The organism is Porphyromonas sp. COT-290 OH860, assembly GCF_000768935.1.
Taxonomy (GTDB): Bacteria; Bacteroidota; Bacteroidia; order Bacteroidales; family Porphyromonadaceae; genus Porphyromonas.
This window is the reverse complement of sequence record NZ_JRAR01000004.1, coordinates 52322-68120: the sequence shown is the minus strand read 5'-3', so window position 1 is coordinate 68120 and position 15799 is coordinate 52322. Positions and strand designations below refer to the sequence as shown.

At 50.8% G+C, this 15799-nt stretch carries 11 protein-coding genes; 6 read left to right on the top strand and 5 right to left on the bottom strand.

The window, feature by feature from the left end; genetic code table 11:
- Positions 1 to 725 precede the first annotated feature (725 nt).
- The 6 genes from HQ41_RS00920 to rplT all read left to right on the top strand — a co-directional run bounded on the left by HQ41_RS00920 (position 726) and on the right by rplT (position 7838).
- Entirely contained in the window at positions 726 to 2324 is a 1599-nt protein-coding gene (locus HQ41_RS00920) for a CTP synthase (protein ID WP_200880494.1), read from the top strand.
- Between the two features lie 57 nt (positions 2325 to 2381).
- The gene (gene yidC, locus HQ41_RS00915) at positions 2382 to 4277 is read left to right on the top strand and encodes a membrane protein insertase YidC (RefSeq protein WP_044186640.1); all 1896 of its coding nucleotides are present in this window, start codon (positions 2382 to 2384) and stop codon (positions 4275 to 4277) included.
- 185 nt (positions 4278 to 4462) lie between these two features.
- Positions 4463 to 6427 (top strand): threonine--tRNA ligase, encoded by a 1965-nt coding sequence (gene thrS / locus HQ41_RS00910; protein WP_044186659.1) that lies wholly within the window; start codon positions 4463 to 4465, stop codon positions 6425 to 6427.
- A gap of 78 nt (positions 6428 to 6505) precedes the next feature.
- Positions 6506 to 7093 carry a translation initiation factor IF-3 gene (gene infC, locus HQ41_RS00905; RefSeq protein WP_044186637.1) on the top strand — a complete coding sequence of 196 codons (588 nt, stop codon included), beginning with the start codon at positions 6506 to 6508 and terminating at the stop codon, positions 7091 to 7093.
- Between the two features lie 102 nt (positions 7094 to 7195).
- Positions 7196 to 7393 (top strand): 50S ribosomal protein L35, encoded by a 198-nt coding sequence (gene rpmI, locus HQ41_RS00900; RefSeq protein ID WP_044186635.1) that lies wholly within the window; start codon positions 7196 to 7198, stop codon positions 7391 to 7393.
- A 100-nt stretch (positions 7394 to 7493) separates the two neighbouring features.
- Positions 7494 to 7838 carry a 50S ribosomal protein L20 gene (gene rplT, locus HQ41_RS00895; protein WP_044186633.1) on the top strand — a complete coding sequence of 115 codons (345 nt, stop codon included), beginning with the start codon at positions 7494 to 7496 and terminating at the stop codon, positions 7836 to 7838.
- 78 nt (positions 7839 to 7916) lie between these two features.
- Here rplT and hemW read toward each other — a convergent pair whose 3' ends face one another.
- The 5 genes from hemW to HQ41_RS00870 form a co-directional block, all read right to left on the bottom strand.
- Positions 7917 to 9041, bottom strand: coding sequence for a radical SAM family heme chaperone HemW (hemW, locus tag HQ41_RS00890; protein WP_044186629.1), 1125 nt, complete (start codon positions 9039 to 9041; stop codon positions 7917 to 7919).
- Positions 9038 to 10618: a glycoside hydrolase family 10 protein gene (locus HQ41_RS00885; protein WP_044186626.1), complete on the bottom strand. Its 1581-nt coding sequence runs from the start codon at positions 10616 to 10618 to the stop codon at positions 9038 to 9040. The genes hemW and HQ41_RS00885 overlap by 4 nt, the downstream gene beginning before the upstream one ends.
- A 6-nt stretch (positions 10619 to 10624) precedes the next feature.
- Positions 10625 to 11467 carry a pantoate--beta-alanine ligase gene (gene panC, locus HQ41_RS00880; RefSeq protein ID WP_044186623.1) on the bottom strand — a complete coding sequence of 281 codons (843 nt, stop codon included), beginning with the start codon at positions 11465 to 11467 and terminating at the stop codon, positions 10625 to 10627.
- A gap of 30 nt (positions 11468 to 11497) precedes the next feature.
- Entirely contained in the window at positions 11498 to 12514 is a 1017-nt protein-coding gene (locus tag HQ41_RS00875) for an aspartate-semialdehyde dehydrogenase (RefSeq protein WP_044186618.1), read from the bottom strand.
- 512 nt (positions 12515 to 13026) lie between these two features.
- Positions 13027 to 15732 carry a DUF5686 and carboxypeptidase-like regulatory domain-containing protein gene (locus HQ41_RS00870; RefSeq protein WP_044186616.1) on the bottom strand — a complete coding sequence of 902 codons (2706 nt, stop codon included), beginning with the start codon at positions 15730 to 15732 and terminating at the stop codon, positions 13027 to 13029.
- Positions 15733 to 15799: the final 67 nt, after the last annotated feature.

Below are 15799 nucleotides of genomic sequence, written 5' to 3'. Positions count from 1 at the left end.
CAACATCAAAGCTATGAACGATTTTTGACAGGTGGCGGGCTAGCCCGCCACCTGTCGTTCTTATAACCATAGTGTTGCGTTAGAAAATGGAAAGTACACAAGGTCGGGGTAAGGGGGGAGGATACCACCACTGAAAAACACTGCCTCAAGCAGCAAAAACACGACTCGAAGGAACTGAGGCGACGGTGCAATAGGCTCCTAAGACGTTTGCCGTCCTCTACAAGCGTCTTAGGTGCCATGTATCGATCAGCACCTTTACAAAACTCATCAACTACACAATAATATTTCTACTAACTTTGCCTTATCCATAGGATGGGAGTATTTGGTTATCTATTTGATTTGCAACTATAAAGATACTAAATATCTTCCATTCTTGCAATAGATAAACCATTGAGAATCAAGAAAAACTACTCAATTCTTACTCCAGCTCTTATGCAGGGTACCCGCATCAAACGCCATCTTTTTAACATGCTGATTATCAGATTAAATTTTGATCTTGCTTTCTCTCAATCTCTACTTTTTGAGAAGAAATATCTATTGATAATCAATGGGTTGGATTTTGATGCGGTTGCCCTGTGAATCGGAGAGGCGTGTCGAGGAGTTTTGGAAATAATCACGTAACTTTGTCGGGACTTGTGCCTTGTTGGCCCCTTTCTTGGTGCTGACTTGTGGTCAGTCCCCCGAGATGATAGATCATAAATAATATACACCCAACACAAAACGTAGTGGAAACTAAGTATATATTCGTAACCGGAGGCGTAGTGTCCTCCCTAGGTAAGGGCATCGTAGCCGCATCATTGGCTAAACTCCTACAAGCTCGTGGTTATAGCGTGACGATTCAGAAGTTCGACCCCTATATCAATATCGACCCGGGTACCCTCAATCCATACGAACACGGAGAGTGCTATGTGACCGACGACGGCCACGAAGCTGACTTGGATCTTGGCCACTACGAGCGTTTCCTCAACATTGCAACCTCGCGCGCGAACAATATTACTACTGGACGCATCTACCAGAATGTGATCAGTAAGGAGCGCAAAGGCGACTACCTCGGTAAGACCGTACAGGTCGTGCCTCACATCACCGATGAGATTAAGCGCAACGTCAAGCTCCTTGGCATCAAGAAGCAGTTCGATTTCGTCATCACCGAGATCGGCGGTACAGTAGGCGACATCGAGTCGCTACCTTTCCTTGAGAGTGTTCGTCAGCTCAAGTGGGAGCTAGGCAATAGCTGCCTGTGCGTACATCTGACCTACGTACCCTATATTGCTGCGGCTGGTGAGGTCAAGACTAAGCCTACACAGCACTCGGTCAAGCAACTACAAGAGGTGGGTATTCAGCCAGATATCCTAGTACTACGCACCGAGCATGCTCTGAGTACAGACATTCTGCGCAAGGTAGCCCTCTTCTGCAACGTTACCCCAGACTCTGTGGTGCAGTGCGTCGATGTACCTACAATCTACGAGGTGCCTCTAGCCCTGCAGGAACAGAACCTAGATGCTACGGTGCTCAAGAAGCTCGGCATTGAGGCTAAGGGAGCAGTAGACCTCAAGGACTGGAAGAACTTCCTTGCCCTACGTGCCTCGGCTGCCGAGACTGTCAATATCGCCCTCGTGGGTAAGTATGTAGAGCTACAAGATGCCTACAAGTCTATCGACGAGTCGCTCCTGCAAGCCTCAATCTACAATAAGCGCAAGCTGAACCTCGTATCAATCCATAGTGAGAAGGTGACGGCCGACAACGTGGCGGAGTTGCTCGGCGGGATGGACGGTGTAGTCATCGCTCCCGGCTTTGGTTCTCGTGGTATAGACGGTAAGTTTGAGGCGCTCAGATATACCAGAGAGCACAATATCCCTACACTTGGTATTTGTTTGGGTATGCAATGTATGGTGATTGAGTTTGCCCGTAACGTGCTAGGCCTCAAAGATGCCCACACCTCCGAGATCATGCCAGAGTCACCACACAAAGTGGTAGATCTGATGGAGGAGCAGAAGACGATTAGTGATATGGGTGGCTCAATGCGCTTGGGTGGATACGACTGCGTCTTGCGCAAGGGTAGCCGTATAGCCGAGGCCTACGGCAAGGAGTTTATCCGTGAGCGTCATCGTCATCGCTTTGAGTTCAACAGTCAGTATCGTGAGACCTTTGAGCAGGCTGGTATGATTTGTTCGGGCGAGAACCCAGATACGGGACTTGTAGAAATTGTAGAGCTCCCAGAGCATCGTTGGTTCATCGGTGTGCAGTTCCACCCAGAGTACAATAGCACAGTGCTTCGCCCCAATCCGCTCTTCCTGAGCTTCATCAAGGCTGCCATACAGAAGTAGTTTGCCTCATCAAATAAGACATAGTAATGCCAGAGCGACTGGCCTACATATATAAGAATGGATAGAAACACCCTAATCGGCCTGCTCCTCATCGGAGCAATACTGCTAGGCTTCAACTGGTTCAATAAGCCCACCCCAGAGCAAGAAGCTCAGCCTACCCCTACCGAGCAGACACTCAATGCTCCTAGCTCTGTGGGTTCAATCAATCCCCCCCCCGCTGCCAGTATGACGGCCGTGGAGGTAGATTCTCTAGGCCAGCCTATGCTACCTGCCTATCAGCAGGCACGCCCAGTGCAGACTGTCGAGCTCAAGAATGCCAAGCTGAGCGTTAAGCTCTCTACACGAGGCGGTGCCCCCGTGGAGGCTATCTTGAGTGATTACCTCAATAATACTGATGAGGGTAAGCCCGATGAGGTCAAGCAGCCTGTGCGCCTCTTCGCTCCAGACGACGTGCGCTTCAACCTGCCTCTACGCACGGTACAGAATACGATGCTCAATACAGCCGACCTTACCTTCGAGCTTGTCGAGCAGACCGATAGCACCGCTGTGATGCGCCTGCCCATTGAGCAGGATAGCTATCTCGACTTCCGCTACAAACTACGCTTAGACGACTACCGTCTCGACTTCGGTATCGTAGGGCACAATCTAGAGCGTCTGCTCCCAGCCAATACTTCACTGCAAGATGTGGAGTGGGCGCAACGTATCCCACAGCAGGAGCAGAGCCACAAGTTCGAGGCGCAGTATAGCTCGATCTACTACTACACACGTGGTGGAGATGTCGATGATCTAAGCACCTCGGGGCGTGACGAGGAGAAAGTAACAGAGTCGCTCCGCTGGTTGGCTTTCAAGGATAAGTACTTCAGCTCTGTGCTGATCAATCGTACAGGCTCTTTCGACGACAATGTGATCGCTATTGAGGCGATGCCCGAGAATAGCGGTTATATTCGTAGCTGCTCGATGAGAGGGACTTTCCCCTTCAATCTAAGACAGGGCGCTCAAGCAGACTTCACATTCTTCTTCGGCCCCAACGACTACGAGCTGCTACGCTCGTATGACGAGGGTGTGAGCAAAGACGAGGCGCTGAATCTCGATCACCTAGTCTACCTCGGGGTAAACATCTTCCGTGCGCTCAATCGCTATCTCATTATTCCGATTGTTAGCTTCCTCAAGGACTATATCAGCAATTGGGGGATTATTATTCTGCTGCTGACGATCTTCATCAAGCTCCTGCTCTCGCCCTTCACCTACAAGAGCTATCTCTCTCAGGCCAAGATGCGTATTCTACGCCCACAAGTAGAGGAGATTAATAAGAAGTACGAGGGTAAGACTGACCAAGAAACCATGCTCAAGAAGCAGAGAGAAACCATGGCGCTCTATAGCTCGGCTGGTGCTAGCCCTATGAGTGGTTGCCTGCCTATGCTCCTACAGATGCCATTCCTCATTGCCCTGTATATGTACTTCCCCACGTCGATTCTGTTGCGTGGAGAGAGCTTCCTCTGGGCTCATGACCTCTCGACCTACGACCCTGTAATCAGCTGGGACTTCAATATCCCTCTAGTGAGCAGTCTGCTGGGCAATCATATCAGTCTCTTCTGTCTGTTGATGACCATCGTCAATATTATATATAATAAGTATATGATGTCGCAGACTGCATCGGCAGGAGGCGAAGCTATGGCAGGCATGAAGTATATGCCCTATATGATGAGCATCATGTTCTTCTTCATGTTCAACCAAAATGCTTCGGGGCTTAGCTACTACTATTTCATCTCTACGCTGATCACAATCATTCAGTACTTTGCCTTCCGATACGCAATCAACGAAGAGAAGCTCCTAGCCAAGATGGAGGAGAATAAGAAGAAGCCACGTAAGAAGAGCAAATGGATGGAGCGCCTAGAAGAAGCTCAGCGTCAGCAACAGCAGATGCAACGTGAGCGCCAAAAGAAAGGCCGCTAGTCGATAACCCCAAACTCCAAGTTTAACCCCAGAGTATGCCTATCATAGGGCGATACTCTGGGGTTAATTGTGTCGACGAACTAGGTGGGCTGTGTGGTTGCAACGGAAATCGTATCTTTGTGGCGCATATTGCATTGGTCTATCCGTCCGTAGGGGTAGGCTTAACTTAAAAGAAGTAAACAATGATGATTAACATCACTTTTCCCGACGGAAATGTCCGTCAGTACGAATCTGGTGTTACTGGGTGGGATATAGCCGGTAGCATCAGTTCACGTCTGCAGCAAGATGTACTCTCCGTAGGCGTCAATGATCAAATTTGGGATCTCACACGCCCCATTACCGAGGACGCGTCGATTAAACTATATAAGTGGGACGACCCCGAGGGGCGTCATGCTTTTTGGCACTCTAGCGCTCACCTAATGGCCGAAGCTCTAGAGGCTCTCTATCCCGGTACTAAGTTCGGGATTGGCCCAGCCATCGAGAACGGATTCTACTACGACGTAGATCCCGGAGAGGGCATTAGCATCAAGGATGCCGACCTGCCTGCCATTGAGAAGAAGATGACTGAGTTAGCTGCTCAGAGGAGCGAATACATCCGCCGTCCTATCAGCAAAAACGAAGTGCTCCGTTACTTCGAGGATAAGCAAGACGAATATAAGGTTGAGCTAATCACCGATTTGGCCGATGGCACGATCACAACTTATACACAGGGTAACTTCACGGATCTTTGCCGTGGGCCACACCTGCCCAATACTAGCTACATCAAGGCTATCAAGCTCCTAAGCGTAGCTGGTGCGTACTGGCGTGGCGATGAGAAGCGCAAGCAGCTCACCCGTATCTACGGGATCACATTCCCCAAGAAGAAGCAGCTAGACGAATATCTAGTAATGCTCGAGGAGGCTAAGAAGCGTGACCACCGCAAGATCGGTAAGGAGCTACAGCTCTTTGCATTCTCGCAGAATGTTGGCTCTGGGCTCCCCCTCTGGTTGCCACGTGGTACTCAGCTTCGTCTGCGCCTAGAGGAGTTTCTCAAGCAGATCCAGAAGAAGTTTGGCTATCAGCAGGTGATCTCTCCGCACATTGGTAGCAAGCAGCTCTACATTACCTCTGGTCACTGGGCTAAGTATGGCGCAGACTCTTTCCGCCCCATTACCACTCCGCAGGAGGGTGAGGAGTTTATGCTCAAGCCGATGAACTGCCCACACCACTGTGAGATTTACAAATCTCTCGGGGTGCATTCATATCGCGACCTGCCTATCCGTCTAGCCGAGTTCGGTACCGTATATAGATACGAGCAGAGCGGTGAGCTGCACGGCCTGACTCGTGTACGTGGCTTCACGCAGGACGACGCACACCTATTCTGCCGCCCAGATCAGATCAAGGAGGAGTTCATCAAGGTCATGGACATCATCTTCATCATCTTCAAAGCGCTTGATTTCCAGAATTTCGAGGCGCAGATTTCGCTCCGCGATAAGGTTGATCGTGAGAAGTATATCGGTAGCGAAGAGAACTGGGAGCGTGCCGAGCAGGCGATTATCGAGGCTTGCCAAGAGAAGGGTCTGCCTGCTGTCATTGAGTATGGCGAAGCGGCTTTCTACGGGCCTAAGCTCGACTTCATGGTCAAGGATGCCCTAGGTCGTCGCTGGCAGCTCGGGACTATTCAGGTGGACTATAATTTGCCCGAACGCTTCGAGCTAGAGTACACTGGCGAGGACAATAAGAAGCACCGCCCAGTGATGATCCACCGTGCACCATTTGGCTCTATGGAGCGTTTCGTGGCCGTGCTGATTGAGCATACGGCTGGTAAGTTCCCTCTATGGCTGACCCCAGACCAAGTGGTGATCCTGCCGATCAGTGAGAAGTTCAACGACTATGCGCATAGTGTAGCACGCACACTCAATGATCAGGACATCCGCGTGCAGGTAGACGATCGCAACGAGAAGATCGGTCGCAAGATCCGCGACAACGAGCTCAAGCGCATCCCATACATGCTCATCGTGGGTGAGAAGGAAGCCGAAAATGGAGAGGTAAGTGTAAGAAAGCAAGGCAGTGGCGATGTTGGTTCCATGAAAATTGCTACCTTTGCGGAGCTTATCCATAGCGAAGTGAACTCAATGCTCAACGCTTGGCAAGCAGAACAAGCAGAATAATAAACGATTAGATAGTACAACTCATCAACAGTAGGGCATTGCCCAAAGCAATTAAAAGCATTACTTATAGCATACTGAATGGCAGTAGATAACAAATTAAAGTTTCAGTACCGCATCAATCAGGAGATTCGCTCTCGTGAGGTACGTTTGGTCGGCGATAATGTCGAGCAAGGCGTGTATTCGATACAGGATGCACAGCGCATCGCCAACCAGCAGGAGCTAGATCTCGTCGAGATCTCTCCCAATGTTAATCCACCCGTATGCCGAGTTGTAGACTATCAGAAGTTTATATATCAGCAGAAGAAGCATCAGAAGGAGCAGAAGGCCAAGGCCCAGAAGGTCGTCGTGAAGGAAATTCGTTTCGGCCCTCAGACCGACGACCACGACTACAACTTCAAGCTCAAGCATGCCAAGGGATTCCTATCCGAGGGTGCTAAGGTCAAGGCTTATGTATTCTTCCGCGGTCGCTCTATCGTCTTCAAGGAGCAGGGAGAGGTGCTACTGCTACGCTTCGCCAACGACCTAGAGGAGTATGGCAAGGTAGAGAGCATGCCAGTGCTCGAGGGTAAGCGCATGACTATCATGCTCGCCCCCCGCAAGGCTGCTGCTCCCAAGAAGGACAAGGCTCCTAAGGCTGCGGAGGCTACCGCCGAAGCCGAAGACTAAGCTGCTAAATCAATTAGATTAAGAATAAAAAACGCACTGCCGCGCATAGGCTGCGTGGGCAGTGCGATGATCAATGTTTTAACTCAATAATAACAAAGCAAAATGCCTAAGCAAAAGACTAACTCCAGTGCTAAGAAGCGTTTTACGCTCACTGGGTCAGGTAAGATCAAGCGTAAACACGCCTTTAAGCGTCACATCTTGACGAAGAAATCAACCAAGCAAAAGCGTCGCCTCACGCACTTCGGCCTAGTGGCTTGCGTAGACGTTCGCGAGGTTAAGGAGCTTCTCCGTCTCAAGTAAGACGATCAAAGACGAGTTTAATCACGATTTTAAGTAACAGAGAGGTCAGCCAGTTAAGAGTCGATTCGTCGGCCGCTGCCAATCAAAAACAATTAGTATTATGCCAAGATCAGTAAATCATGTAGCTTCACGTGCCAAGAGAAAGAGAATCTTGAAGCTCACTCGTGGGTATTATGGTGCCCGTAAGAACGTTTGGACTGTAGCCAAGAATACTTGGGAGAAGGGTCTAACCTACGCTTACCGCGACCGTAAGAACAAAAAACGCAACTTCCGCGCTCTATGGATTCAGCGTATCAACGCTGCAGCTCGCCTAGAGGGTATGTCTTACTCTCGTCTCATGGGTGCTCTGCACGCTGCTGGTATCGAGATCAACCGTAAGGTTCTAGCTGACCTAGCGGTTAATCACCCAGAAGCTTTCAAGGCTATCGTAGCTAAGGTGAAGTAAACAGAGCGTTAGCTCAATAGACAAGACCCCTCGGTGCTCCTAGAGTCCGAGGGGTTTCTTTTTTGGCTTGTGTAGTGATTAGTCGAATAGGTCTACTAGGATGCCGTCCGAGACGAAGACGCCACTAGGAGTGAGGCGCAGGACGTTGTCCGTTTGGATGAGCTTCCCACTAGAGAGATGTGGCTCTGCACGGGAGAGCAATGTAGAGGTGGCGTCGGAGCCGAAGCGAGTAGTCATATCGTCTAGATTGATACCCCACATCGTCCGCAGACGAGTCATGATGTACTCGTGTAGGATATGCTCCTCTGTCAGCTCTTCGCCTGTGTGCTTACGTTGCCCTTGCTCTAGTGCCTCGGTATACTGCTCTATGGAAGGAACGTTGTAGCTACGTACTAGACCATCGTAGCTATGAGCTGCAGGGCCGAAGCCTAGATAATGTTCGCCTAGCCAATAGCCAGTATTGAGGCGGGCATGGTGATTGGGCCTGGCGAAATTGGAGATCTCGTAGTGATCGTAGCCAGCTTCTCCAAGCTGCTCAATAAGCATCTTGAAGAACATCAGACTGACCTCCTCGCTCACCTCGGTGACTTTACCTCGTTCGAGCATTCTTGTCAGTGGTGTTCCCTCCTCGTAGATGAGGTGGTATGCCGAGATGTGTGGCACGTCGAGCGAGAGGATTTGGCGGATGTTGTCCCCCCATGTCGCCTCGGTTTGCCCGGGCAGGCCATAGATGAGGTCTAGGCTCATCTCCTCTAGTCCTGCCGAGCGAAGCAGCTCGACAGCCGAATAGACCTGCGCTCTGCAGTGCCTGCGATTGAGGAACTTGAGGTCGGCCTCTTGGAAGCTCTGCACGCCCATACTGATGCGATTGATCGGCAGTTCCCTTAGTCCTCTTGCATACTCTCGGTTGATGTCGTCGGGGTTGGCTTCTAACGTAATTTCTCCGCCAGAGCTCACGGGGTAGAGCCGATAGATCTGTTCGAAGATCTGGGTGAGTTCGTCTATGGAGAGTAGTGACGGCGTGCCTCCGCCTAGGTAGATGTGCTCAATCGTAGCATCTGGCTGGAGCTCACTACGCCTCATCTCAAGCTCTCGAAGCAGCCCACGCACATAAGATACACGCAGGCTCATTTGAGTCTGCGTGTAGAAGTCACAGTAGCTGCACCGCTGGGCGCAGAATGGAACGTGGATGTAGATGTTCATCGCATTTGGACTTGAGTCAGGCGAGCATTGGCGAGGTTAAACTCAACAGGCATACGGCACGCGGTAGCTACACCTGCAGTGTTCACGGCCTCTACGCCGAGCTCGATGCAGTCCTCCGAGGGGAACTCCGAGATTCGTAGAGCGCAGGATTGCTCCTTCAGCCCCTGCACGAGCATGATGCCCTCCGTCCTTCCGTCAGGGTGGGTTATTTTAGCCCAAACACGATAGGTTGCCTTGGTGCTACCAATCGGCATACGCCAGCTCAGGCGAATTATGTTTTTGTCCTGCTCTATTGTTAAATCCGTTGGTTCTCCAGCCCGAGGCATAGCTCGTCCATAGAGGGGTAAAGGTAGAGCAAGATGCCTAAATTCATGTTGAATGAGTGTGCGCATCAAAGGTTCTTTGTGCCCGATGTTGGCCTCACGAAACATACTTACTCCTCCAGCACCATACCTGCGAGCCAGCCTGATTTGGTCCGCGATTGTCTGTGCACTCCAGCCACTCTCGCTTATGCGATACGGAGCAAGCCCTGCGATGACAGGTATTTTCTTCCCCACTCGTTCCATCCAGTCTACGAGGAAGGGTTCGTAGAGATCGTCCTTGTAGTACATCATTGGGGCGACAAAATCAACCAATCGAGCATTAGCCCAAGCCTCCACGTCTTGGAAAACACTTTCGTAGGCCGTCCAGCCATGGGGTCTGGCTAAGGTTGGGAGCTTGCGCAGTTTGCCTAGTGGAGCCACGCTAATTTGGATCTCGGGGCGGATTTTGCGTACAACTTCGTTGATCTCCACGAGCTGTTCACTTAGGTTCTGCCTGCGCCAGTCTTCTCGGCTTAGACCCTTGCCGTAGCGAGCGTATGAGGCGTTGTCGTTGAATCGCTCTGCCTCTTCGGGATAGCGGAAGTAGTCGAAATGAATGCCATCGACATTGTAGCCACGCACAACTTCTTCGGCGAGCTTGGCTATATAGGTACGTACTGCGGGGTTGCCCGGGTCTAGATGGCGGCTACCCTTGTGGGCGATTGCCCAGCTTGGATTCTTGATGAGGATTGGGTGTGCACTCTTGCGGGACGATACAATCGGATAGGTCACTAGCCACGCATGTATGGCTAGGCCCCTGCGGTGGCAAGCCTCTACGGCATAGGCTAGAGGGTCGTATGCTGGTGGCTGGCCTGTGGTGGTAAAGAGGCGATGTGCAAAGGGTTCGGTCTTGGAGGGGTAGATCACAGAGCCTGATAGACGAGCTTGGAAGAAAACGGTATTGTAGCCGTCTTGTTTGAGCCTATCGAGAATGCGGTCAAGCTCTTGTTGCTGTCGGCGGATACCATTGGGAGTATCCGCTTTGACGCTTGGCCAGTCTAGCCCGTAGGCTGTCGTTAGCCACACAGCACGCATTTCGTAGCGGATACTGTCCCCCATAGGTGGCTTCCATGCTTCGGGAGCTCGTACGGACGAAACAGGAGGTGTCGGTACCTCGGGCGTATCAGCCTCAAGAATCCTCTTCTTCTTAGTACCACAGCCTACCGCTAGCAGAGCTAACAGTAGGCTGTATATGCATAATTGAATAATCTTCACTCTAGGCTACTTATAAGCAATGTTGTCGATGAGGCGAACTTCGCCACAGAATACGGTGATACAACCTTGGATACGTAGACTATCTTGCCAGCTCTCGACACGCTCCAGCGAATCGGCGTCTACGATCTCGTAGTACTCGACTCTAAGCTGCTCGATTGCGTTGAGTTGATTGATTACCCAAAGCTCTGTTTCCTTGGGAGTATGTTCTTTGGCGAAGTCAAGGCTCTCACGAAGAATGCGGTAGATATTGGGGGCGATAGAGCGTTGCTCTGGAGTTAAACGTACGTTACGGCTACTTAGGGCTAAGCCATCGGCCTCACGTACGATAGAGCAGTCGACGATCTGCACAGGCGAGCCAATGAGGCGAACCATAGCACGAACCACGGCAATCTGCTGGAAGTCCTTGTCGCCGAAGAATGCCTTGTCGGGACGAACAATATCGAAGAGACGGCTCACTACTTGCATCACGCCATTGAAGTGTCCGGGGCGATGAGCTCCCTCCATGACCTCCGCCACACGCCCTACCTCAAAGATGCGTTCATCACGCTCGGGATAGACCTCCTCGACACTTGGGTGGAATACGGCGTCGGCTCCAGCCTCTGCTAGTAGCAGGGCATCGGCCTCGAAGGTCCTTGGGTAAGTCGCTAGGTCTTTGGGGTCGTTGAATTGAGTTGGATTGACGAAAACGCTTACTACACAGCGGTCGCACTCCTGTAGTGCACGCTTCACAAGGCTAATATGTCCTGCGTGTAGAGCTCCCATGGTTGGGACGAAACCAACGGTTCGTCCTGCTGTGCGCTCCGTGGTGATGTATGCTTGTAGCTCGGCAGCGCTATTGAATACTTTCATTGATACTACTTGATTAATGTGCAGAGGCGTTTATTTCTTCTTAAACTCCCCTTGTCTGTCGAGCCACTCGGCGATTTGCACGGCATTGAGGGCTGCTCCCTTTTTGATTTGGTCGGCCACGCACCAGAAGCTCAGACCATTGGGGCTGGTTAGATCTCGACGCAGGCGACCTACGTAGACAGGATCTTTCTCTGCGATGAAGAGTGGCATGGGGTAGACCTGATCGGCGGGCTCGTCTTGCAAGACAATACCTTGGGCCTCACGGAAGGCCTCACGTACGGCATCAAGCTCGAGAGGTTGCTCTGTTTCTAGCCAGATAGCCTCGCTATGTGCACGTGTTACTGGTACACGTACACAAGTGGCACTCACCATGATGTCGCTATGCATGATCTTGCGAGTCTCGTGGTACATTTTCATCTCCTCCTTGGTGTAGTCGTTGTCTGTGAAGACATCAATCTGGGGGATTAGGTTGTAGGCGAGCTGATAGGCGAATTTCTCAACCGAAGGCTCCTCACCTGCGGCGATTTCTTTGGTCTGGCGGTCTAGCTCAGCCATGCCCATCGCTCCGGCTCCGCTGGCTGCCTGATAGGTCGCCACATGCACACGCTTGATGTGTGAGAGCTGCTCGATCACGTTGAGCGCTACTACCATTTGTATGGTTGTGCAGTTGGGATTGGCGATGATACCTCTGGGCCGTACTAGAGCGTCTTTGGCATTGACCTCTGGCACCACTAGAGGGACGTCCTCGTACATACGGAAGGCACTGGAGTTGTCAATCATAATCGTACCATGCTTGGTGATCGTATCGGAAAACTCGAGCGAAACGCTCCCCCCTGCCGAAACGAAAGCGACATCAATATCCTTGAAGTCGTCCCCGTGTTTGAGCTCCTTGACCGTATAGTCCTTGCCTCGGAACTTGATCACCTTGCCAGCCGAGCGTGCAGAGGCGAATAGCTCTAGTCGATCTATTTTGAATGGGCGCTCGCTAAGTACTTGTAGGAACTCCTGCCCTACAGCTCCGCTCACGCCGACGATTGCTACATTCATCTATTCTGTCTTTAATGTACTTACAAGGATACAAAGGTAGCAATTTTGCAGGGCAAATACCCCTCTGTCTTACAGATAAAACCACGAGTAGAGCACTTATTCCCTTACGTTAATTCTTCTTTTTGTGCATAGAAAAGTCCTAAATGGTACTAGTAAAAGTTGAGAAGCTCCTAATAAAAAGCATAAACCAAGACTTGAAATGTACATTTCGAGTTTGGAAATATATATATCAAAGCTGGAAATGTATATTTTAAGTCTTGAAATATAGAATTTAGACGTCTAAACAAAACTTTTTAGATGTCAGAGCAGAACTTTTTAGACGACTCAAACCAAGAATTTAGACGTCTTAGCAATGAGCCATCGGCCGAAGTATGAAAATCATCTGGCGAGGGAGCTAAGCAATCAGACATAAGAAAGGGCTGACTTCACAATCCGAAGTCAGCCCTTTTGTTGGAAGTATTGTCTATGCTTCTCTTTGTCGCAACTTAAAAGTTCGCCACAAGGAGATCATACTAGAGAGAGGTTTGCACCGCTATGGCTAGAGAGGGCGTGAAGGCACTGGGCCTAATAGCTCCGCCCACATAGACGCCAACCCAAAAAGATTGCTTCAGCCCCCAGAGATATGCGAGCTCTGCATAGGGGGAGTGATGCTGCTGGTAGCTCAACTTGAGGTGAATCTGCTCTTGCGTCATACGATTGACCAAGAAAGGCAGGTAATTGACGAGAATTCGATTGGAGGCATATCCCATCGATGCCGTGCCAAAGAATTGACCATCTAGTGCCGTGTAGGGGCTCATCGTATAGAAACTTGTCCCCGATGTTGGGCGAACTATCATGCTGTTGCTCCCCTTGAAGTAATAGGCAGACTCCGGACTTACTCGATCCCGCCAGAGATATCCGCCCAGCTCTAGTCGATAAGCTAAAAAGTCGTCTACATAACGTTTTAGCTTAATGGTATGCTCCATGCTCCCTTTGACGAAGCTAAAGGCTGAGCCACCCACCCCAACGGGGATATTGGTGTGCGTTTCTAGTCGATAGATAGGAGCAAGACGCCGATCGTTGTAGTAGCTTAGCCAGCCAGATTGGCTCCTTTTGTGGTAGGGCTTAGTGCTCCATGTTGCCTCGGTACGCAGGTCGATGTACTCCGCTCTGTGTGCCAGTGGCAAGATGCTTTGTAGATGCTCATACCCTTCCCAGCCTGCTTGCCTCCAGTAGCCCAGATTAGCAAACCAGCTACTGGACGTCTTGATGGGGCTAAGGTCTAGACCTTGACTGCGACGCAGTGAGGTCGAGGCTTTGATTTCTAGTGCAGGCATTGGGATCATCGAGGCTGTCAAGTCGATATATTGCTCTTCGTAGAGCGCAGAGTAGCCCTTGCCCGTGATCGCAGTAAGTGTATTGTACAGGAGCTTTGCTAGGGTACCTTGGCGCTCATTCCCTATTTCATTAGTCGCTCGACCTATACCGAGCTTGATGTCTAGATTCTTCTTGTACAGAGGGAGTAGTCTGAGCTCTGCGTCCCAGAGTACAGCCCGTCTGCGGGTCGAATAGTAAGCGCCTCCGCTCAGGCTCCACCTCCGGAGTTTGTCTATATCTCTGCTTAGGTTCAGTTGTAGGCCAAGCTGGAGCTGATCGGCTACATTGTAGTTGTATAGAGCATGACTAATAAGCCCCCCACGGCTAGTCGTCCCCAGATGCCAACCATCTTTTTGGTATAGATTGCCAGAGAAAAGCAATCTGCTGATGACACCTATGGCGCTAGGCTTCGCAGAGGCAGTTCTGACTTTGGGCTCGCCGCTTTCTTCGCTCGGTGCTAGAACAATGGAGCTTGGGCGTCGCTGGGCTTTTTTTGCCCAATCTAGATTGATTGAGTCTAGCTTGACGAAGCTCTCCCGCTCATCTCGCTGCATAGGTATTGGGCGTGCGCTCTGCCAATAGGCACTATCAATGCAGGTGTCTATGCTGTCTTTTATGGAGAGTTGTATGCTCTCTTCCTGCTCCTTGAGCCTCCTCTCGTACCGATGGCGTTTGGCCGTTGTGTTAGGCGTGCGTCGATGTCGGGCGTTGAGGAGCTCCTCGTGTCGCTCGATCTCTCGATTGCTTATTCGATTGCTTGAGAGGCTATCTTGAGCAAACTGCTTGGCCTCGGCGGTTAGCTCAATACTCTTGTAGCGCATTGAGGCGACATACTTAATCGACATATCGATGCCTAGGGTTTGGAGCTTGCTGCTAGAGGTAAAGGTTGTGGGGAGGTAGATGCCCGAGTTTACTCGGCTCAGCTGGTAGGTGACTCGTTGCTTCAGCATGCCGAGGCGATCAATGTCTAGGGTCATCGTGCGAGCAGCCCAAGCTCCCTCGATGATCTCTAGTTCCCCAGATGCTAGGCTTATCTGGTTGGTGCGAGGGCGGAAGCTGATGCGATAGACGACATGATCCCCCTCTTGGGTGCGGCTGAGTAGACGATACTTGTATCTGCCGAAGGCTCCCGGTGTAATTGGGTTAAGGATATCATTGAAGTGAGGGGCATAGAAGTCACTGCCAAGCAACTCGTCTGTGCTATCGTTGTCGAGGTTCATCTCGTCTTTGATAGCCTGTGGTATGGACGAGCGTTTGGAGAGGACAACCTGCTCGAGTGTATTGGGGCTAGAGTACGAGATGCGGCTGATCTTCTCCTCCACAAAAGTCTTACCCACGAGGTCTTGTAGCTTCACTTTGCCCTCGCCTATCTCTGCGTTGATTAGGCGGGGGAGCTTGCGTATAGAGGCGACTGCTCGAGTGTATACTTGTAGGGTGTACCGCTCCACAGCTCTGCGGTAGACGGGAACTCGGTACATCACCCTACGCATAATGGGGTAGGCGGGATCTTCTTTTCCTTTGCGTGCGCTTACCTCCATTGCTCTGAGCTGCACGATGCTTGGCTTGAGCCGTATCTCGATCGGCTGACTATTCTGAGTTACTTCTATCTCTAGCTGCTTAGCTTCATAGCCTAGGGATCTAATCTCTAGATGATAGCGGCCTATAGGTAGCTCAATACTAAAGGCTCCGTCCTCGTCTGTGATGCTGCCAGAGTTGATTTCTTTGATCAGGATACTTGCGTAGGGTACGTTTTGCCCATCTTGTACGTCTTTTACGTAGCCGCTCAGTCTAGTTTGAGCCGTGATGCTGATGCTCGAGCAGAGTAGCAGGGTTAAGATAGCTGACCAGTATAGGAATCTCATATTAGGTATAGAGGTGTTTGTTGTCACTTGTACTAGCTCGGCTCTGGAGTCTTGTACTTTATGCACT

What these genes read in the sequence shown, in the direction of transcription:
- yidC (WP_044186640.1), top strand. Translation starts at nt 2,382, where the DNA reads ATGGATAGAAACACCCTAATCGGCCTGCTCCTCATCGGAGCAATACTG.
- infC (WP_044186637.1), top strand. Translation starts at nt 6,506, where the DNA reads ATGGCAGTAGATAACAAATTAAAGTTTCAGTACCGCATCAATCAGGAG.
- panC (WP_044186623.1), bottom strand. Translation starts at nt 11,467, where the DNA reads ATGAAAGTATTCAATAGCGCTGCCGAGCTACAAGCATACATCACCACG.
- thrS (WP_044186659.1), top strand. Translation starts at nt 4,463, where the DNA reads ATGATTAACATCACTTTTCCCGACGGAAATGTCCGTCAGTACGAATCT.
- rpmI (WP_044186635.1), top strand. Translation starts at nt 7,196, where the DNA reads ATGCCTAAGCAAAAGACTAACTCCAGTGCTAAGAAGCGTTTTACGCTC.
- hemW (WP_044186629.1), bottom strand. Translation starts at nt 9,041, where the DNA reads ATGAACATCTACATCCACGTTCCATTCTGCGCCCAGCGGTGCAGCTAC.
- rplT (WP_044186633.1), top strand. Translation starts at nt 7,494, where the DNA reads ATGCCAAGATCAGTAAATCATGTAGCTTCACGTGCCAAGAGAAAGAGA.
- HQ41_RS00875 (WP_044186618.1), bottom strand. Translation starts at nt 12,514, where the DNA reads ATGAATGTAGCAATCGTCGGCGTGAGCGGAGCTGTAGGGCAGGAGTTC.
- HQ41_RS00870 (WP_044186616.1), bottom strand. Translation starts at nt 15,732, where the DNA reads ATGAGATTCCTATACTGGTCAGCTATCTTAACCCTGCTACTCTGCTCG.